We start from the raw sequence: 20,000 nt of genomic DNA, 5'->3' as shown, positions 1-20,000 counted from the left end.
GCTGTGCGGGAGGGGGCGGGCGTGGCTCGTTCCCTTCGCTTCGGCTCCCCTCGCGTGCTGTGCGACGGCGCGGGTTTCCGCGCTCCCGGCACACGGGTCACGCCAAGCGCACACCCGTCCATAATCCGACTAATTGCGATATATCTTTCGACCGGTGTTGACAAGGGAATTGACTTGTCGACGGACCTGATCGGTCCGACGCAGACGGGGACGGACGGGGGCGGGCGGAAGAGCATCCGGTTCCGGCCGGGTGGTCCCGGCGCATCCGGTCCGGCCGACGAGCGGCTCGGACCCCGGGTGTCGCGGTACGTCCCGTGAACCCGCGAACGACACAGAAACGAAGCAGGGCTCCTCCCGAGCCCGGACTTGAACCCGAACCCGGACCCGGACGAGGCCGCAGCCGCGGCGCCGACTCCGCGGACCCGTTCGGCGGCCCCGGGACACCCCGCCGGGCCGGAACGGCGCCACCCGCAACCACGACGCCCGGGGCCGCGACGCCCGGAACAGCGCCACCCGGAACCGCTGCATCCAGGGCCGTGACGCCCGGAACCACGCCACCGCGAAACCACAACACCGCGAAACCACGGAACCACGACACACGGAGGTCTCATGCTGGGGGTGGAACACCCGGAGACGAGCTGGGTACAGGTGAACCTGGCTCCGCAGTCGCACGCGTGGACGCGCCTGTACGACCGGCTCGCCGGTACGGCACGCGGCCTCCTCGACGAGGGACTCGCGCAGGCGTTCTTCTTCATGCACAAACCCCCGGGTCTGCGCGTGCGGTTCCAGGCGCCCGGGGCGGAGGGCGTCGTCCCGCTGCGGGCCGAACTCCTCGACCGGATCAAGGAGTTCGACGGGCTGGCGGCCCCTCCGGTGTGCACGGTGTACGAGCCGGAGTCCTACCTCTTCGGCGGCCCCGCCGCCATGCCGGGGGTGCACGAGGTGTTCACGGCGGACTCACTGGCCTGGCTCGACCGGCACGCCCGGCGCGCGGACGGCGAGGGAGACACCGTGGCCGACTGGCGGCTCTCCCTCGTCCTGCTCCACGAACTCCTCGACGGCCTGCACATCGTGGGCTGGGAGCACCGGGGTGTCTGGGAGGCGGTGCGCACGGACACCGGGCGCAGCTTCCCCGGTGGCCTCCGGGACGACGCGCTCCGCCGGGCGGCCCACGGCATCCGCGCCTACTGGGAACGGCCCCGGGCGCAGTGGCCCGACGGGCTGCCCGAGACCTGGCGCGGATGGCAGGAACAGCACGGGGAGGCGATGCGTCGGGCCGCGGACCGCTGGCGCACCGGCTACTTCGAGTCCGGCGAGGCGGTACGCGGACCGCGCCGCGCCGCCGCCCACGCGGTGATCTTCCACTGGAACCGGGGCCGGCTGTCGCTCGCCCGCCAGAGCCTGCTCGCCGAGGCCCTGTTCGACGACGGGGCGGTGGGCTGACATGACCGGACTCCGCGCCGTCTCCCCGGCTCCGGCCGGCAACCGGCTCCTGGGCGCCACCGCCCTGGTACGGGTATCCGGAATTCCCTGTTCGATGTGGATGGCCGCGGGAGGTTCCGGGCTGTTCGGCCGGGTCGCCGAGCACGCCGACGCCGTCGGGCGACAGGCCGGGCACGCCCGGCGGCTGGCCGAGGGGCTGAGCGATGTCGTTCCCGACCCGCGACTGACGGACACCGAGCGCCGTGCCGTGCTGGCGCTGCGGCGACGCCTGCACTCGGGCGCGGCACCGGACGTGGCGGACTGCGGATTCCTGACGGCGCTGACCGCCGCGCCCGAGTGGCTCGTACGAGAGGCCGATGAGTTGTGCCGGGCCGCCGGGGCGGCCCTCGCGACCCGGGAGGAGCTGGAGCGGGCACTCGGTGACGAGCGCGAGCGGGTGGCCGCGCTGGCCTGGTCGCTGGTGTCGTCCAGCCCGGTCCTGCGGGAGTTCGTGGACACCGCGCACCCCGGACTGGTGCAGGAGGTGACCGCCCGCCTGGCCCACGGCGAATCGTGGAGCGGGAAGCGGTTGCGCAAGCGTTCCGCCTATCTGTGGCGGGCCGTGGGCCGGGCGGCGGCGAAGACCACGCCGCGCGGCTGGGTGGGGCAGGTCGCCCCGGTCCCGGTCGGCGGCCCCGGCGCGGGCCACCGGCTCCTCGGCCCCGGCGCCGAACTGTCCGCGCTGGCCGCCTCCGCCGTGGAGAACGTCCACGCCGTACACACCCGGGCCGGTGCGCTGGACCTGCGCACCGCCGACCCGGCGACCGCGCTCGCACCCGCCCCGCTGCACCTCGCGGATGCCGGCCACGAGGACGGAGCGGACGCGGCGCTGCGCTGCTACGCGATCGACCCGGACGACCCGGGGCGGCTGCGGCAGGTCGCGGTCCGGCGCACCGCACTGTTGGACCTGCTGCTCACGCTCTTCGCCGAAGGACCGCGCACCCTCGCGGAACTGGAGCGCGCCCTGCCGGTCGCCGACGCCGTCGTGCTGCGCGGCTTCCTCGCCCACCTCATGCGGCTCGGTGTGCTCCAGCTCTGCGCGGCCCCCCGCCGCCGCCACATCGCCTGGTCCCCGGCCGCCCGGGTGAGCGGATGCGGTCGGCTGCCCGGACCGGGAACCCGTTTCGCGGACCCCGGGCCGGGCGGCTGGTTCCTCGACTCCTACCGCGGCCTGGACGCCCGGGTGCCCGACCGGGCCGCCGCCCGTGTCCAGCAGGCCCTGCGGACCGCCCACCGCCTGGCCGCGCTGCGCCGGGCCGACCTTGACGCGGGCGCCGACGCGCCACGGCCCGCGCCCGGTATCGAGCAGTTGGACGAGCACCCGCGTCCGGTCGGCGAGATCCTGGCCGCACTGCTGTCGTCGGGCGAGCGGCCACCCGCCCCGGACCGGCGCCACCTCCGGGCCTGGCACCCGGCGCACGACCCGGAGTCCGGATACGCCCGGCTTCTCGAACACATCGCCGCCCGCCGCGACGCGACACGGGTGGACGTGGACGACGACCTCCTGGACGACCTCGGGGCGCCGCCCGCCGACGAGGTGATCCCGCCCTGGCCGCTGGACTGCCTGCTGCGCCCGCTGTCCGGCCCGGGGCCCCTCGCGGTGCTGGACACCGCCTCGCCCGCCGGAATCCTCGACGCCCGGTTCACCGAGGCGCTCCAGACCCTGTACGGCGGCTACGACACCGTCGAGGCCTACCGCGACTTCCTGGCCGCCGTCGAGCGGGGAGCCGGCGTGCGGTTCGTCGAACTGCTGGTGCCACCGGTCACCGAGCGTGCGGCCAACGCCGTCCGACGCCCCGTCACCACCCGTTGGTGGACCGGAGATCCCAACGCGTGCGCGTACTTCGGGCGCGGCGGACCGGAACAGCGCTACCTGCCGCTGGACCGCATCACCCTGCGGAGGTCGGGGCACCGGATCGTCGCCGAGGCGGACGGCGAGCGGGTGGTGCCCGTCCATCACGCGACCCGGCTCCCGATGCCGCCGTACGACCGGCTGGCGCGGCTGCTGCTGTCCGCCGGGCACCCCTGGGCGGGGACCGCCCTCCGACTGGACGGTCTCGCCGCGGCCTTCCCCATGTGCGGCGACGCCATCCGTCTGCCGCGGCTGACGGCGGGCACGGACCTGGTCGTCTCCCCGGCCACCTGGCGGGTACCGCGGGCCCGCCTGTGGCGGCCCGGTGACGGGGACCTCGAACGGGTACGGGTACTCGCCTCGCTCAGGCGCTCCACCGACATGCCGCGATTCGTCTTCGTACGGCCCGGGTTCGAGGCCAAGCCGGTGCCGGTCGACCTCGAAGCCCTGCCGGCGCTCAACGTCATCGACCGGACGTGCGCCGCGCTGCCCGGGGACGAGCTGGTCTTCGAGGAGATGCTGCCCGGTCCGGTGGCCGGACCGCAGGGGCCGACGCTGGGCGACGCCCTTTACGGGGGCGCGCCGGTGTCCGCCGAGCTGATGCTCAGGACTCCGTTCGACCTGACGGCCGAGGAGCTGGCGGCGTCCGCGGTCGCCGCACTCACCCATGACGTCCCCGGCCCGCCCGCACCTGGTGCGGCGGTCGCCGGGGCGGTCCACACCCAAGAAGGAACAACCGAGAAATAGGAGGAAACACCATGCCCACCATGGAACTCACCGACCTCGACAACCTCATCACCGAGCTGGACGAGAGGATCACCGGCGCCGAGCTGCCGACGATGGACGGTGGCCTCGGCGACACCGGCGGGTGTTCCGGCCTCTGCACCGTCCTCGTCTGCTCGGTCATCGGCGTCTGCTGACGAGCCCCATCCGGACGGCATGACGGCACGACGTCGTGACGGTCGTGACCTCATGCGTCCACCGTTGAGTTGAACGGAGCCACCCGGAGCGCTCCGGGTGGCTCCTCGACGAGGAGACCCGATGCACGCAGACAGCCAGGCCCCGCCGCACCGTGCGGCTCTCGATATCGCCGTCCGACTCCTCGACGACTTCTCCGGAGCGCGGGACGCGACGCCCGACCCCGGCATCCCGGTTCTGGCCTGTCTGGTCGCGGAGATGTGCGGCCCGCGGGCGAAGGCGTCCCGCCCCGTGGTGACACCCGACCCCGCGGCGGTGGCGGGCGCCGGACGCGCGGTGGCGGCATGGGCGCGGACCATCGGCCGCGGGCCCGGCAGTCCTGGCCTGTACGACGGCGGTCTGGCCGGAACCCTGATCGGCCTGCGGCTCGGCGCCCGCATCCACGCCCCGCTGCACCGCGTCGCCGACCGGCTGCGCGACCACCTGCTGGACGGGGCGAGGGCGCGCCCCTGGCGGACCGAGGACGTCGCTCTGCCCGACTACGACCTCATCTGCGGGCCCTCCGGCACGCTGCTGGCGCTCTGCGTCGGGCCGCCGCAGCCCAAGAGCGGCCAACTCATCCCTTTCGCAGCCCACTTGGCGAAACTGTGCGACAGCGGTGACCTGCGCCGTCTGCGTGTCGGCCAGTACTCCGGCCATCCGTATCTGGGCTGGCTGCAGGGCCGGGTGAACACCGGAATGGGCCACGGCGTGGCCGGGCTCGTGGCCGGGCTCACCGCCGCGGTCCGCCACGTCGGTCCGGAGCAGGAGCTGCTGGACGCCCTGCGCAGTGCCACCCGTTGGCTGGTACGGCAGTCCTTCGACGACGCCCGGTCCGTACGGAGCTGGGACGGGGCCGGGCTCGACGGCCCGCCGCCCGCCGGGGCACGCGCCCGGCAGGCCTGGTGCTACGGCGCCCCCGGCGTCACCTGGGCGCTCTGGGACGCGTCCGACGCACTGGGCGACCGGGAGGCGGCCGACTGGGCGGCAGCCGCCTTCACCATCCTCGCGGAGCGGTACGACGAGGACTTCCACCTCTACGGAGACCCCCTGACCGACCAGCTCGCGCTGTGCCACGGCGCGGCGGGCGTGCTGGCCGTGGCGGACGCGTTCCACCGGCACGCCCGTCTGCCGGCCGCCGCGGTGCTCCGCGACCGCCTGGCCGGACATCTGGGCCGACGCCTTCCCACCGCTCTTGCGCCCGGCGCCCCGCACACGTCCCTGCTCAACGGAACCGCGGGCGCACTCGGCGCCCTGCTCACCGCCACCCACGACACCTCGCGCGACTGGCTGGCCTGCCTCGGCCTGCGCTGAGGCCCGCCCCGGTCCCGCCGCCCCGCGCCGGGTCACCGCTGCCGCAGCGCGAACCACAGCTCCGTCCGTACGTCCATGTCGTCCAGGTCCATGTCCAGCAGGGCCGCGCAGCGGGTGATGCGCTGGCGGACCGTGTTGCGGTGGATGCGCAGGGCCGTGGCCGTGCGGTCCCAGTTGCCGTGGAGGCCCAGCCAGCAGCGCAGGGTCTCGGCCAGGGGTTCGGTGAGCGGGGCCAGGAGGGTGCGGGCGTGGGCCTCGGCCCGGTCGGGAGGGATCAGGGCGGCCAGGCCCGTACCGGCGCCGGTGCGGTGGTGGGCCAGCGGGGTGCGGGTGGCCACGGCGCGGCCCAGGGCGCGGGCCGCCTGACCGTCGGCGAGGCCCAGGGCGGTGACGGGGGCGGGGGCGGAGGCGCCGAGGGTCCAGCCGGGCTGCGGCACGATCCGGTCGTCGCCGGGCACCAGCACCCGCACCGCGTCCCCGCCCCGGCCCGCGTCGACCAGGGCCGAACCCAGGGCGGCGCCCAGCGCACCGGCGGTGAGCGGGTCGACCGGGCCGTCCCCGCTGCGCCGGGCGTGCACCACCGTCCACTGTTCCGCGTCGCCGAGCAGCGGGCCGACGTCCCGCGCATCCGCGCCCAGCAGCAGCCGTACGAGGGCGGCCGACCGGCCCGCCGCGTCGGCGCCCCGGTGCGGGGCGGCCAGCAGCGAGAGCAGGACGACCGCGACCCCGGCGATGGTGTGGTCGCCGGCCTCCCGCCGGTCCGTCGCCAACTCCAGGACCAGCCCCTGGCCGCCGCCCAGCGCGTACGCGGACAGATGGGTGTCCCGCAGTGTGTCGGTGGCGGACGCCGGGGCGGGGCGCGCCCCGGCGGAGACCACCCGGGCGAGCCTGGCCAGCGCCGCGCCGACGTCCGGGGCGGGGCGGCGGCCCGAGGCGTGCAGCTCCTCGCCGTCCGCGGCGAGCAGCACCGCCCGGCCGCCCAGCCGCGCCGTCAGCTGGTGCAGCACCGCGGGGACCGGGTCGGGCCGGGCCGCCGCCGTCGCCAGGGCCTGCTGGGCGTGCGTCACCCGGCGCAGCTCCCGGTGCCGGGCCTCGGCCATCAGCCGCCACACCGCCCGGGCTATCGCCGTGAACGGCGTCCCCGGCGGCACCTCCACCAGCGGCAGGCCGTGCCGGTCGCACGCCTCGACCAACGCCCCCGGCACCGTGTCGAACACCGGCGTCACCCCGAAACCGAGCGCCGCCGCCCCCGCCTCCACCAGCCGGGCCACGTACCCGTCCGGGTCCCCGAGCAGCACCCCGGCGCTCAGCACCAGCTCACCGCCGAGCAGATACGGGTACGGGTCGGCCATCTCCGAGGTGTGCACCCACAGCAGCTCGGCCTCGTCCGGGCCCGCGATGCGGCGCAGCCCCAGCTCCTCGCGGGCGAGCAGCGCGGTGAGCGACACCGGGGGAGTGGGCGGCGGGGGCAGCGCGACCGGGGCTTCCATGGACGATCCATCCATCGACGACTTCATTTATGGATGAAACGTACACTTCAGTGCCGCCCGTGGGCCACCTACCGTCTTCAGTACGCACCGCGTCACCACGCACCACCACGAGGCACGCACCACCACGGGAAAGGCACCCACATGAGCAGCAGCGAAACGCCGCGCGGCCCCATCGACTCCTCCCGCGTCCCGCGGTACGCCGGACCCGCGACGTTCGCCCGGCTGCCCCGCCTCGACGAGGTCGGCAGCGCCGACGTCGCCGTCGTCGGCGTGCCCTTCGACACCGGTGTCTCCTACCGCCCCGGCGCCCGCTTCGGCGGCAACGCGATCCGCGAGGCGTCGCGCCTCCTGCGCCCGTACAACCCGGCGCAGGACGCCTCGCCGTTCGCGCTCGCGCAGGTCGCCGACGCCGGGGACATCGCCGCGAACCCGTTCAACATCAACGAGGCCGTCGAGACGGTCGAGGCCGCGGCCGACGACCTCCTGGCCACCGGCGCCCGCCTGATGACGCTCGGCGGCGACCACACCATCGCGCTGCCGCTGCTGCGTTCCGTCGCCAAGAAGCACGGCCCGGTCGCGCTGCTCCACTTCGACGCCCACCTCGACACCTGGGACACCTACTTCGGCGCCGAGTACACCCACGGCACCCCGTTCCGCCGGGCCGTCGAGGAGGGCATTCTCGACACCTCCGCGCTCTCCCACGTCGGCACCCGCGGCCCGCTCTACGGCAAGCAGGACCTGGACGACGACGCGAAGATGGGCTTCGGCATCGTCACCTCCGCCGACGTCATGCGGCGCGGCGTCGACGAGGTCGCCGACCAGCTGCGCCAGCGCATCGGCGACCGGCCGCTGTACATCTCCATCGACATCGACGTGCTGGACCCGGCGCACGCGCCCGGCACCGGCACCCCCGAGGCCGGCGGCCTGACCTCCCGCGAGCTCCTGGAGATCGTCCGCGGCCTGTCCTCCTGCAACCTGGTCTCCGCCGACCTGGTCGAGGTCGCCCCGGCGTACGACCACGCCGAGATCACCTCCGTCGCCGCCTCCCACACCGCGTACGAGCTGACCACGATCATGTCCCGGCAGATCGCGGAAGCCCGCGCCAAGTGAGTCACGACCACCACGACGAGCGGCCCCGGCTCACCCCGGGGCAGCTCGCGGCCACGCTGAACCCCCCGGCCGGGCGCAACGGCGGCGACCTCGTCGTCGAGACGCTCCAGGGCCTCGGCGCGACCACCGTCTTCGGCCTGCCCGGCCAGCACGCGCTCGGCGTGTTCGACGCGCTGCGCCGCTCGTCCCTGGCGTACGTCGGGCTGCGCGTCGAGAACAACGCGGGCTTCGCCGCCGACGCGTACGGCCGGATCACCGGGGAGGTCGCGCCGCTGCTGCTCTCCACCGGGCCCGGCGCCCTCACCTCGCTCGCCGCGCTCCAGGAGGCGGCGGCCGCCTCCGCCCCGGTGCTGGCGATCTCCAGCCAGGTCCCGGTCGCGGGCCTGGGCGGCGGACGCCACGGCCACCTGCACGAACTGCGGGACCAGAAGGCGTCGTTCCGCGACGTCGTGAAGTCCGTGCACACCGTCCGTACCGCCTCCCAGATCCCGTCGGCGATCGCCGCCGCCTGGGAGTCCGCGCTGACCGCCCCGCACGGACCGGTCTGGGTGGAGATCCCGCAGGACGTGTTCCTGGCCGGGACCTCCCTGCCCGTCGTCACGGCGATGGACGCCACCCCGCGCGAACCGCAGGCCCGCCCCGAACTGATCGCCGTGGCCGCCGACCTGCTGTCGCGGGCCGAGCGCCCGGCGATCATCGCGGGCGGCGGAGTCGTGCGGTCCGACGCGTCCGGCAAGCTGCTGGCGCTCGCCGAGCGGATCGACGCCCCCGTCGTCACCACCTTCGGCGGCAAGGGCGCCTTCCCGTGGGAGCACCCGCTCTCGCTCCAGTCCTGGCTGGAGGACCGTTATACGACGGACTTCCTGGAGTCCGCCGACGTCCTGCTGGTCGTCGGCTCCGGACTGGGCGAACTCTCCTCGAACTACCACACGTTCCGCCCGCGCGGCCGGATGATCCAGATCGAGGCGGACGCCGGGAAACTGGAGTCCAACCATCCCGCGCTCGGCATCCACGCCGACGCCCGCGGGGCCCTGGCCGACCTCCTCGACACGGTCGGCCGCCGCACGGACCCGACGGCACCGGAGCGGGTGCGCGCGGTGCTCGACGCGGTACGGGACAGGATCGCGGCCCAGGACCTCGCCCTGGAGCAGCGGCTCGTCGCCTCGGTCCGCGAGGCGCTGCCCGACAGGTCCCCCAGCTTCTGGGACATGACGATCCTCGCCTACTGGGCCTGGTCCGCCTTCGACGCCCGCCACCCGAACACGATGCACTCGGCCCAGGGCGCGGGCGGGCTCGGCTACGGCTTCCCGGCCGCGCTCGGCGCGGCGGTGGCCGACCGCACGAGGCCGGTCCTCGCGGTCTCCGGCGACGGCGGCGCGATGTACTCGATCGCGGAACTCGCCACGGCCCGCCAGTACGACCTCCCGGTGACCTGGCTGATCGTGGACGACGGCGGCTACGGCATCCTGCGCGAGTACATGACGGACGCCTTCGGCGGGACCGCGGCCGAGGCCACGGAGCTCACCCGCCCCGACTTCGTCGCCCTCGCCGAGTCGTTCGGCGTACCGGCGGTCCGCACGACTCCCGAGGGGCTCACCGCCGACCTGGCGAAGGCCCTCGCGGAGCCCGGCCCGTCGGTGGTGGTGCTCCCCGCCCTGCTGAGGATGTTCGAACCGACGCACCTGTGACGCCGTGACGTGCCCGGTGAAGCCCCTGCGCGACGCCGTGAAGCCCCTGCGCGACGCCGTGAAGCCCCTGCGCGACGCCGTGAAGCCCCTGCGACGCAGTGACGTACCCGTGGAGGGCCCGTGTCCCGCCCGCGCACCCGTTCCCGGGGCGCGGGCGGGGCCGTTCCCGGGGCCGTTCCCGGGGCGTGGGCGGACCGGTTGAGCGGGCTCACTTCGCGGACGGGTGCTCCTTCTCGATGAGCGCCGCCTGCTCCTCGCGGCCGCGGTGGAAGTCCGGCCGCTCGTCGGGATGGAGGCTGGTGGGCACGGCCCTCGCCGGTGGCAGGAAGTCGGTCAGCGACCGGAAGACCGGGTCCGCCGCCGCTCCCCGGCCACGGATCCGGGCCTGCACCAGGTACTGGACGATCTCCCGCAGGGGCTCTCGCAGAACGGGTTCCGGCCGTGCGGCGGCCTTCTCCGCGACTCCCTGCTGCCCCAGCGCGTGGTGCTCGTTCTGCGCGAGCCGTTGCAGGGCCGCGACCGCCGCGAAGAGCCGGCCGCAGCGGTATGCCTCGGTGTGCCGGACCGGCTGAGCGCTCGTCAAGGTTCTCTCGATTCGATCAAGGTGCCGGGTCGTACCCGGTGACCGATACCCGCGCGGCGGGCGACGAACCGCACAGCCCGCGGCGCGCAACTTTCCGGCCCGTCGTGAGTCGTTACTCACGGGTGCGCCGGGGGCGCACCGTACCGATCCACCCATGGGGGAACAGCCGTATGAAAGAACAGCCCTGCATATCCCGTCGCGCCAGGGCCGCGCTCTCCGTCGCGCTCGCCGCGGGCGTGCTCGTGCCCGTGGCGCTCGGCGCGGCACCGGCCTCGGCCGCGACGCCGACCGTGAGCTGCACGTCCGGCAAGGCCGGGCTCGCCGCCAAGCTGTCGAAGGACATCACCGCCGCCCTCAAGGGGCGCAAGTCGACCACGGCGGTGGCGCTCTACGACCGGAAGACCAAGACCGACTGCACCCTGCGGGCGACGACGAAGTACGACTCCGCCAGCGTCGTGAAGGCGACCGTGCTGGCGACGCTGCTCTGGGACAACAAGAAGCACAACCGCTACCTCACCCAGCGCGAGGCCGGCCTCGCCACCGCCATGATCACCAAGTCCGACAACAACGCGACCACCAGTCTGTGGAAGCAGCTCGGCGTGACCAAGATCAAGGCGTTCCTCAAGGCCGCCGGGATGAAGAACACCGTGCCCGGCTCCGGCGGCTACTGGGGGCTCACCCAGATCACCGCCCAGGACGAGCTGCGGCTGCTGCACCTGCTGACCGTGAAGAACTCGGTGCTGAGCGACAATTCGCGGGCCTATGAGCTGGGGCTGATGAAGAAGGTCGTCTCCTCGCAGCGCTGGGGCACCCCCGCCGGGGCGCCGTCCGGGGCGACCGTCCAGGTCAAGAACGGCTGGCTGCCGCGCGCCACCCACGGCTGGCGGGTGCACAGCATCGGCGCCTTCACCGGCAAGGGGCACGACTACGCGATCACCGTCCTGACCCAGGACAACAAGACGATGAACGACGGCATCGACACCATCCAGGCCGTCGCCCGCGCCGTGCACAAGGACCTCAACCCGGCCGTCGCGGCGAGGACGACCACGACCGTCGCCCCGCCCGCGGCCCCGCAGGAGGCCGTGCCCGCGGTGCCGGAGGCCCCGGCGGTGCGCATGCTCACCGCGACGCCGCAGTCGTAGCGGCAACGGCGCGACCCCCGTGTCCGGCCCGAATACGGCCCGGATGCGGAACCGCACCGTCCGTGGAAGGGTCGTACGACAGTCCCAGGACCGTCGTACGACCCTTCTGCATCTCTGGCCCCGGGTTTGTAACAGCGGGATGAAATCCACAGCCCACCGCGTTGGTGCCTTCCGGTAGAGCAGGCCGAACGGGGAGGTACCGGTGACGGACGCAGCGGACACGGAGGGCGTGGCCCGGGCCCCGGGCTGGGCCCGGCGGCTGTGCGGCTACGCGTGGCGCTACCGGCTCAATGTGCTGCTGGCGCTCGGCTCGTCGCTCGCCGGCATGGCGGTGATGGCCCTCGTCCCGCTGATCACCAAGGTGATCATCGACGACGTCGTCGTCGACAGCACCCGCTCCCTCGCCCTCTGGACCGGCCTCCTCATCGCGTCCGCCGTGGTCGTGTACGTCCTCACGTACATCCGCCGCTACTACGGCGGCCGGCTCGCCCTCGACGTGCAGCACGACCTGCGCACCGAGATGTACGGAACGATCACCCGGCTCGACGGGAAACGGCAGGACGAGCTGTCCACCGGGCAGGTCGTCGGGCGCGCCACCAGCGACCTCCAGCTGATCCAGGGACTCCTGTTCATGCTCCCGATGACCATCGGGAACATCCTGCTCTTCCTCATATCCCTGGTCGTCATGGCGTGGCTCTCCCCGCTGCTGACCCTGGTGGCGATCGCCGTCGCCCCCGCCCTCTGGTACATAGCCCGCCGCTCCCGCAACCGGCTCTTCCCCGCCACCTGGTACGCCCAGGGGCAGGCCGCGGCCGTCGCCGGAGTGGTCGACGGGGCCGTCTCCGGGGTCCGGGTCGTCAAGGGGTTCGGACAGGAGGAGCAGGAGACCGGCAAGCTGCGCGAGGTCGGGCGGAAGCTGTTCGCGGGGCGCCTGCGGACGATCCGGCTGAACTCCCGCTACACCCCCGCCCTCCAGGCCGTCCCCGCGCTCGGCCAGGTCGCGATGCTGGCCCTCGGCGGCTGGCTCGCCACCCGGGGCGAGATCACCCTCGGCACGTTCGTCGCGTTCTCCACCTACCTCGCCCAGCTCGTCGGCCCGGTCCGGATGCTCGCCATGGTGCTCACCGTCGGACAGCAGGCCCGCGCCGGCGTCGAACGCGTCCTGGAGCTGATCGACACCGAGCCGACCATGAAGGACGGCACCAAGGAACTCCCGGCCGACGCCCCCGCGAGCGTCGAATTCGACGACGTCCGCTTCGGCTACGACCAGGAGCGCCCCGTCCTCGACGGGTTCTCGCTGACCATCGAGCCCGGCGAGACCGTCGCCGTCGTCGGCGCGTCCGGCAGCGGCAAGTCCACCGTCTCGCTGCTGCTGCCCCGCTTCTACGACGTGACGCACGGCGCCGTCCTGGTCGGCGGCCACGACGTCCGCGAGCTGACCCAGTCCTCGCTGCGCGCCGCCATCGGCCTCGTGCCGGAGGACAGCTTCCTGTTCTCCGACACCGTCCGCGCCAACATCGCCTACGGCTTCCCCGACGCCACCCAGGAGCAGATCGAGGAGGCGGCCCGCGCCGCCCAGGCCGACCGGTTCATCGCGGAGCTCCCCGAGGGCTACGACACCAAGGTCGGCGAGCACGGGCTCACCCTCTCCGGCGGCCAGCGCCAGCGCGTCGCGCTCGCCCGCGCCATCCTCGCCGACCCCCGGCTGCTCCTCCTCGACGACGCCACCTCCGCCGTCGACGCCCGCGTCGAGCACGAGATCCACGAGGCGCTGCGCCAGGTGATGGCCGGGCGCACCACGCTGCTGATCGCCCACCGCCGCTCCACCCTGGGCCTCGCCGACCGGATCGCCGTCCTGGAGCACGGCCGGCTCGCCGACATCGGCACGCACGAGGAGCTGGAGCGCCGCTCCGCGCTCTACCGGCGGCTGCTCACCGACCCGGACGAGCTGGGCGGCACCTCGCCCGGACACCGGCCGCAGGCCGTCGAGACCGCCCCCGAGGACGACCGCGCCCTCCAGGAGGAGCTGGACGCCGAGTTCGACGCCGAGCGCGGCATCAGCCCCCGCCTGTGGGTCCGCAAGGAGGAGCCGCGCGACACCGGCGCCGCCGGCATGCCCGCCACCCCCGAGCTGCTCGCCCAGGTCGAGGCGCTGCCGCCCGCCACGGACACGCCCGACATCGACGAGGCACGGGCCGTGCGCCCCGAGGACTCCTACGGGCTGCGCAGGCTGCTGCGCGGCTTCGGGCTGCCGCTGCTGGTGAGCCTGGTGCTGGTCGCGATCGACGCGGGCGCCGGGCTGCTGCTGCCGGTGCTGATCCGGCACGGCATCGACCAGGGCGTCTCGCAGCTCGCCCTCGGAGCGGTCTGGGCGGCGTCCGCGCTGGCCCTGGTGGTCGTCCTCGTGCAGTGGGCCGCCCAGATCGGCGAGACCCGGATGACCGGCCGCACCGGCGAGCGGGTGCTGTACTCGCTGCGGCTGAAGATCTTCGCGCAGCTCCAGCGGCTCGGCCTGGACTACTACGAGCGCGAGCTGACCGGCCGCATCATGACCCGGATGACGACGGACGTGGACGCGCTGTCCACGTTCCTGCAGACCGGTCTGGTCACGGCCTTCGTCTCCGTCGTCACCTTCTTCGGCATCATGGTCGCGCTGCTGGTCCTGGACGTGCAGCTGGCCCTGGTGGTCTTCGCGACGCTGCCGGTGCTGATCGTCGGCACGTTCTTCTTCCGCCGCAGGAGCGTCAAGGCGTACGAGCTGGCCCGGGAACGCATCGGCGTGGTCAACGCCGACTTCCAGGAGTCCGTCTCCGGGCTGCGGATCGTGCAGGCGTTCCGCCGCGAGCACGACGGCGCGGAGCGGTTCGCGGCGCGCAGCGACCACTACCGCGAGGCCCGGGTCCGCGGCCAGTGGCTGATCTCGGTCTACTTCCCGTTCGTGCAGCTGCTGTCCTCGGTGGCGGCCGCGGCCGTCCTGATCGTCGGCGCGGGCCGGGTCGACAACGGCACCCTCACCACCGGCGCGCTGGTCGCGTACCTGCTCTACATCGACCTGTTCTTCGCCCCGGTGCAGCAGCTGTCCCAGGTCTTCGACGGCTACCAGCAGGCCACCGTCTCCCTGGGCCGCATCCAGGAACTGCTGCGGGAACCGACCTCCACCGACACCGTGGACGAACCGCTGGCGGTGCCGTCGCTGCGCGGCGAGATCGCCTTCGAGGACGTGTCCTTCGGGTACGGGGGCGGCGACGGCGCCGAGGAGGCGCTCACCGGCGTCGACCTGCGGATACCGGCCGGGCAGACGGTCGCGTTCGTGGGCGAGACCGGCGCGGGCAAGTCCACCCTCGTCAAGCTCGTCGCCCGGTTCTACGACCCCACGGGCGGCCGGGTCACCGCGGACGGCACCGATCTGCGCCGCCTCGACCTCACCGGGTACCGGCACCGGCTCGGGGTGGTGCCGCAGGAGGCGTACCTCTTCGAGGGCACGGTCCGCGACGCCATCGCGTACGGGCGGCCCGAGGCCACCGACGCCGAGGTGGAGGCGGCGGCGCGGGCGGTCGGTGCCCACGACATGATCGCCACCCTGGACGGCGGCTACCTGCACGAGGTCGCCGAGCGGGGCCGCAACCTCTCGGCCGGACAGCGCCAGCTGATCGCACTGGCCCGTGCCGAACTCGTCGACCCGGACGTCCTGCTGCTCGACGAGGCGACCGCCTCCCTCGACCTGGCCAGCGAGGCACTGGTCAACCAGGCGACCGACCGCCTCGCCGGCCGCCGCACCACCCTGGTCGTCGCCCACCGGCTGACCACGGCCGCCCGCGCCGACCGGGTCGTGGTGATGGACCACGGCCGGGTCGTCGAGGACGGCACGCACGACGAACTCCTCGCCAAGGACGGGCGCTACGCCGTGCTGTGGCGCACCTTCATCGGGGAGGACGAGCCCGCCGGGGTCTGAGGACACGGGGCCGCCGGGCCCGACCGCGCGCGGTCAGGTACGAGTACGCGGGGTGCTCGCCGCGGCTCCAGGTGAGCCGCACCGTCGACCAGGTGTGACCGGCGGCGCTGTCGCCCGGGGTGACCCGCAGGGCGAGCGGGACGTTCTGGGCGCGGAGCACCCCGTCCGCGTGGTTGCGCCGCTCCCAGGCGTCCAGCCGGGAGCGCAGCTGCGGGGTCAGATAGAACTTCCGCAGGGAGGCGGCGAGTTCACCGCCGCCCTCCGCCGAGACGGCGTCGATGTAGGCGTCGTAGAAGTGGGCGACCTGCTGGTACGCCGGGGCGCCGATGATCCCGTGCGCCGCCGGTGCCGTCGCCGGTGCCTGCCGGGTCTGCGGGGTCCTTGAAGCCTGCTGCGCCTGTGGGGCCGCCGCGACGGCCGGTACCGCGGTGACGGCGGTGAGCAGAGCGGCGGCGAGCAGCGTCCGGCCGAGGGCGCGCCGGCTCCGGGACCCCGGCGCGATGCGGAGTTGAAGCATGACAGTTCCTGCCTTTCGTATGGCTCTGTCCTGTTGGAGCCATGCTGTGGCGATTCGGTTGCCCAGGGGTATGGCTCGCCGGATGCAACCTTCGGATGGACTCCTGCGTCGTACGCGTGTATGCGTGTGTATCGGGCCGAGGTGTAAATGTTCGATTGGCGATGGGGTTACTGGTGAGCAAAAGGGCCGTCAAGTCCGGAAAGGCCGAAATAGCCGGTTCGTCCCTCGGGAGTGGGAGGGCCGGCGGGGTCACCGGCGGGGCCAGGGGCTTCGGGAGAGCGGTGCGTTCGATCGCCCTGCCGCTGGTGCTCGCCGCCGGACTGGTCCTCGGCGGCCCCGCCGTCGGCAGCGCCGACGCCGTATCGGCCTGCACCGGGCGCCTGGCGAAGACGGTCCCGTTCAAGACCGGCAAACTGCACGTCTACAAGAGCCGTTCCTACGCCTGCGCGACGGCCGTCTCCAAGAAGTCGGGCTCGCGCCGCCCGATGTCCGTGACCATCCAGGCACGCGGCGGCAGCCCCGTCACCGACCGGGGCAAGTACACCAAGCAGGCGGGCCCGGTGACGGTCCACGCGCTGAACCGATGCGTCAGGGCCTCGGCCAGCATCTCGGGCGGATCGGCCTCCACCGGCTGGATCCTCTGCTGACGACGGAACGCCCCGCGGCCGATCGGCCCCGTCAGGGTCTGGCGGCGGGGGTGCCGCCCCGCTAGGTTCACGGCGAACATTGTGAATCTTGGGGAGGGTGTATGCGCAAGGCGCTCAGAGGGTTCCTGTCGCTCGCGGTGCTCGTCGGCACGGTGGGCGCGACGGGCGCCTCGGCCGGGGCGGCCACCGCCGCGGAACCGGCCGGGCCGGTGAGCCGGGTCGCCGACGACGGCACCGCCACCGACATCAAGGACCGCATCCTGGCCATTCCCGGGATGAGCCTCATAGAGGAGAAGCCCTACGCGGGCTACCGCTACTTCGTCCTCGCCTACACCCAGCCGGTCGACCACCGGCGCCCGTGGAAGGGCACCTTCCAGCAGCGCGTCACCCTGCTGCACAAGGACACGTCCCGCCCGACGGTCTTCTACACCAGCGGGTACAACGTCTCCACCAACCCCAGCCGCTCCGAGCCGACCCGGATCGTCGACGGCAACCAGGTCTCGCTGGAGTACCGGTTCTTCACCCCGTCCCGCCCGGCGCCCGCCGACTGGTCCAAGCTCGACATCTGGCAGGCCGCCAGTGACCAGCACCGCGTCTTCACCGCCCTGAAGCAGATCTACACCAAGAACTGGCTGACCACCGGCGGCTCCAAGGGCGGCATGACCGCCACGTACTTCGAGCGCTTCTACCCCCGGGACATGGACGGCGTCGTCGCGTACGTCGCGCCCAACGACGTGGTGAACAAGGAGGATTCGGCCTACGACCGGTTCCTCGAGAACGTCGGCACCAAGGAGTGCCGCGACCGGCTGAGCGGGGTGCAGCGCGAGGCGCTGGTCCGCCGCGAGCCGCTGGAGAAGAAGTACGAGGAGTACGCCGCGACGAACGGCTACACCTTCGACGTCGCCGGTTCGCTGGACCGGGCGTACGAGGCCGTCGTCATGGACTACGTCTGGGCGTTCTGGCAGTACAGCCTGCTGTCCGACTGCGACACGATCCCGGCCGACGCCGCCTCCGCGTCCGACCAGGAGATCTGGGACTCGATCGACTCGATCTCCGGCTTCTCCGCCTACGCGGACCAGGGCCTGGAGCGGTACACCCCGTACTACTACCAGGCGGGAACCCAGCTCGGCTCGCCCGACATCAAGCAGCCGTGGCTCGGCAACCTGAGCCGGTACGGGTACCAGCCGCCGCGCAACTTCGTGCCGCGGTCCATCCCGATGAAGTTCCAGCCGTCGGTGATGCGCGACGTCGACAAGTGGGTCAAGCGGCACGCCAACCAGATGCTGTACGTCTACGGGGAGAACGACCCGTGGGGCTCGGAGCGCTTCCGGCCCGGCGCGGGCTCCCGCGACAGCTACGTCATGACCGTGCCCGGCGGCAACCACGGCGCCAACGTGGCCGGGCTCGGCGAGGCGGACCGGGCCAAGGCCACCGCGGCCATCCTGCGCTGGGCGGGCGTCGCCCCGGCCGCCGTGCAGGACGACCCGGCGAAGGCGAAGCCGCTCGCGAAGTTCGACGCCCGGCTGGACCGGCAGGACGTGATGAACGAGCGGGAGCTGCGCCCGTAACCGTCCTTCCGCAACGGGCTCCCGCAACGGGCCTTCCTGTGAAGGACCTTCGGGCCGGGGGTACGCGCACGCTCGACTTCGCGCGCGTGCCCCCGGCCCTTTTCCGTTCCCGCCCACGGGACCGGTTCATGTCCCGTGGGCGGGAACGGAGTCCTGATTCCTGGCCCTGATTCCTGGCCCGGTTCCTAGCCCTGGTTCTGGCCGCGCCGGCGACGCGTGAACATGAGCAGGCCCGCGCCGAGCGCACCGAGGACGGCCGCGGCGGTCGCGTAGACGCCGACCTGCGCACCGGTGCTGGCGAGGAAGCCGCCCTCGTCCTTCGGCTCCGAGGTGGGCGCGGACGGGGTGGGCACCGGCGTCGGGGACTCCTCGGACCCGGATGGCTCCGGCGTCGGCGTGCCCGGCTGCGAGGCCGAGGGGGTCGGGGTGCCGGGCCCGGTCGGCGGCTGCGACGGCTGCTCGGGCTCGGACGGCTTCGGCGTCGGGGTGCCGGGCTTGGAGGGCTCGGGCTTGCAGGTGAAGGCCGGGGAGCCGTTCCACGGGTAGTTGTGGCTCTCGTTGCCCGTGCCGTGGGTCTTCACGTCCCCGCCGACGTACACCCGTCCGTTGGTGCTCGCGGTGAAGTCCGCGGAGGCCCTGGGGGCGAGGATCGAGCCCATGAAGTTCCCGCCGCCGCCGAGGGTGAGCGAGGTGGAGTCCTCGAAGTTGTACAGGATCCGCGAGGCGGCATCGCCGAAGCCGGCCGAGCTGTAGACGTCGACGCGGTCGTCGTTGAAGCCCACGGACATCGGCGATATCGACACCGCGTGGGAGCCCGTCACGTTGACCGCGACGGAGTCGCCGTCGGGGATGGACTTGAACACGAACGACGAGGCGCCGTCGAGTTCGGCGGCCGGGATCTCGAAGACCTGGATGTCGCCGTTGCCCGCGCCGGTGCTCTTGAACGTGACCGTCCCGCCCTCACGCACGCTGGTGCCGGTGGCCTTCAGCTTCCCGAGGGAGGACGACTCGTCGCCGATGGTCCTGTCGAACGACTGGTAGGGGCTGAGGGCGCCTTCGGTGCCCAGGCCGGACGAGCGGTTTCCGCCGTTCGTCTCCAGTTCGCCCTTCTCGTCGATCTTCTTCCCGACCCGGACGGCACCGCCGTAGCCGGACTTCGACGTGACGCCGTGGCCGACGTCCACCTTCGTGCCCTTGGCGATCGTCAGGTTGCCGCCGACCGCGAGCATCACCTCGCCCCCGTCCGGCAGGATGCCGGAACCGGCCCCGGCCCGGCCGACGTTGAAGATGCCGCCCGAGGTCTTGGCGAACGTCGCGTCGCCCTTGACGACGAGCAGCCCCTCCGCCTCCGCGGACGCGCCGTCGACGGTGTAGTCGCCCCCGGCGAAGAGGGCCACGTTGCCGTCGATGAACTGCGGGCTGTTGCCGATGCCCGGAAGCTTCCCGGAGGACGGGCAGTACTTCGACTCGCCGTCGGTGGCGGCGACGGGGGTGGCGAAGGCGCTGCCGGCGCCGGTGCCGAGCAGTCCGAGGGAGAGGAGCACGGCGAGTGCGCTGCCGGTCCGCCCGGCAGTTCGTCCGGTGACGTGCATGATCTTGGTCCTTGTCTTTTCTTCGGGGGAAAGCGGCCGGGCACGGCGAAGGAACTCGCCTGCGCGGCCGGAGAATCGGGAGGGGAGTGCGGGCGGGGGGACGGGG

14 protein-coding genes are annotated in these 20,000 nt (G+C 73.3%); 10 read left to right on the top strand and 4 right to left on the bottom strand.

The genetic code is table 11. The features are described 5' to 3' along the window. Positions 1-609: 609 nt before the first annotated feature. The 4 genes from EAO76_RS10510 to EAO76_RS10500 all read left to right on the top strand — a co-directional run bounded on the left by EAO76_RS10510 (position 610) and on the right by EAO76_RS10500 (position 5,605). A complete protein-coding gene (locus EAO76_RS10510) occupies positions 610-1,443 on the top strand; it encodes a thiopeptide-type bacteriocin biosynthesis protein (protein ID WP_148835526.1) in 834 nt (277 codons plus the stop codon). A 1-nt stretch (position 1,444) separates the two neighbouring features. Next, positions 1,445-4,081 carry a lantibiotic dehydratase gene (locus EAO76_RS10505; RefSeq protein WP_148835525.1) on the top strand — a complete coding sequence of 879 codons (2,637 nt, stop codon included), beginning with the start codon at positions 1,445-1,447 and terminating at the stop codon, positions 4,079-4,081. Between the two features lie 11 nt (positions 4,082-4,092). Beyond that, complete coding sequence (locus EAO76_RS44460; protein WP_187438531.1) at positions 4,093-4,254, top strand: hypothetical protein; 162 nt, start codon at positions 4,093-4,095, stop codon at positions 4,252-4,254. A gap of 121 nt (positions 4,255-4,375) precedes the next feature. After that, a complete protein-coding gene (locus EAO76_RS10500) occupies positions 4,376-5,605 on the top strand; it encodes a lanthionine synthetase LanC family protein (protein ID WP_148835524.1) in 1,230 nt (409 codons plus the stop codon). 32 nt (positions 5,606-5,637) lie between these two features. Here the strand turns inward: EAO76_RS10500 and EAO76_RS10495 are convergent, their stop codons facing one another. Further along, positions 5,638-7,110, bottom strand: a complete 1,473-nt coding sequence (locus EAO76_RS10495; protein ID WP_399461814.1) for a PucR family transcriptional regulator — start codon at positions 7,108-7,110, stop codon at positions 5,638-5,640. Between the two features lie 126 nt (positions 7,111-7,236). Here EAO76_RS10495 and speB point away from each other — a divergent pair, with 126 nt between their 5' ends. Together speB and EAO76_RS10485 are read left to right on the top strand one after the other, a co-directional pair. After that, the gene (speB, locus tag EAO76_RS10490; RefSeq protein WP_148835522.1) at positions 7,237-8,205 is read left to right on the top strand and encodes an agmatinase; all 969 of its coding nucleotides are present in this window, start codon (positions 7,237-7,239) and stop codon (positions 8,203-8,205) included. Further along, the gene (locus tag EAO76_RS10485; protein WP_148835521.1) at positions 8,202-9,893 is read left to right on the top strand and encodes a thiamine pyrophosphate-binding protein; all 1,692 of its coding nucleotides are present in this window, start codon (positions 8,202-8,204) and stop codon (positions 9,891-9,893) included. The genes speB and EAO76_RS10485 overlap by 4 nt, the downstream gene beginning before the upstream one ends. Positions 9,894-10,101: 208 nt before the next feature. On the opposite strand, the gene EAO76_RS10480 is transcribed toward EAO76_RS10485, so the two are convergent. Beyond that, positions 10,102-10,476: a type I-C CRISPR-associated protein Cas8c/Csd1 gene (locus EAO76_RS10480; protein ID WP_148835520.1), complete on the bottom strand. Its 375-nt coding sequence runs from the start codon at positions 10,474-10,476 to the stop codon at positions 10,102-10,104. A gap of 170 nt (positions 10,477-10,646) precedes the next feature. Between EAO76_RS10480 and EAO76_RS10475 the strand changes: the two genes are divergently transcribed. Both EAO76_RS10475 and EAO76_RS10470 read left to right on the top strand, forming a co-directional pair. Continuing rightward, complete coding sequence (locus EAO76_RS10475; protein ID WP_148835519.1) at positions 10,647-11,618, top strand: serine hydrolase; 972 nt, start codon at positions 10,647-10,649, stop codon at positions 11,616-11,618. A gap of 202 nt (positions 11,619-11,820) precedes the next feature. Then, a complete protein-coding gene (locus tag EAO76_RS10470) occupies positions 11,821-15,570 on the top strand; it encodes an ABC transporter ATP-binding protein (protein ID WP_262375336.1) in 3,750 nt (1,249 codons plus the stop codon). Here EAO76_RS10470 and EAO76_RS10465 read toward each other — a convergent pair. Then, complete coding sequence (locus EAO76_RS10465; RefSeq protein ID WP_148835518.1) at positions 15,539-16,087, bottom strand: hypothetical protein; 549 nt, start codon at positions 16,085-16,087, stop codon at positions 15,539-15,541. The two genes, EAO76_RS10470 and EAO76_RS10465, sit on opposite strands and share 32 nt — an antisense overlap. Before the next feature lie 173 nt (positions 16,088-16,260). Between EAO76_RS10465 and EAO76_RS10460 the strand changes: the two genes are divergently transcribed. Continuing rightward, positions 16,261-16,734, top strand: a complete 474-nt coding sequence (locus tag EAO76_RS10460) for a hypothetical protein (RefSeq protein WP_389531328.1) — start codon at positions 16,261-16,263, stop codon at positions 16,732-16,734. A 101-nt stretch (positions 16,735-16,835) separates the two neighbouring features. Beyond that, positions 16,836-18,302, top strand: coding sequence for a S28 family serine protease (locus EAO76_RS10455; RefSeq protein WP_148835517.1), 1,467 nt, complete (start codon positions 16,836-16,838; stop codon positions 18,300-18,302). Positions 18,303-18,487: 185 nt separating this feature from the next. Here EAO76_RS10455 and EAO76_RS10450 read toward each other — a convergent pair whose 3' ends face one another. Continuing rightward, on the bottom strand, positions 18,488-19,894 hold the full coding sequence (locus EAO76_RS10450; protein ID WP_148835516.1) for a choice-of-anchor A family protein: 1,407 nt from the start codon (positions 19,892-19,894) through the stop codon (positions 18,488-18,490). Between the last annotated feature and the right edge of the window lie 106 nt (positions 19,895-20,000).

Source organism: Streptomyces sp. sk2.1 (genome assembly GCF_008120935.1).
Lineage (GTDB): Bacteria > Actinomycetota > Actinomycetes > Streptomycetales > Streptomycetaceae > Streptomyces.
Note: the sequence above shows the minus strand (reverse complement) of the source record. Positions and strands in the feature narration are given on the sequence as shown.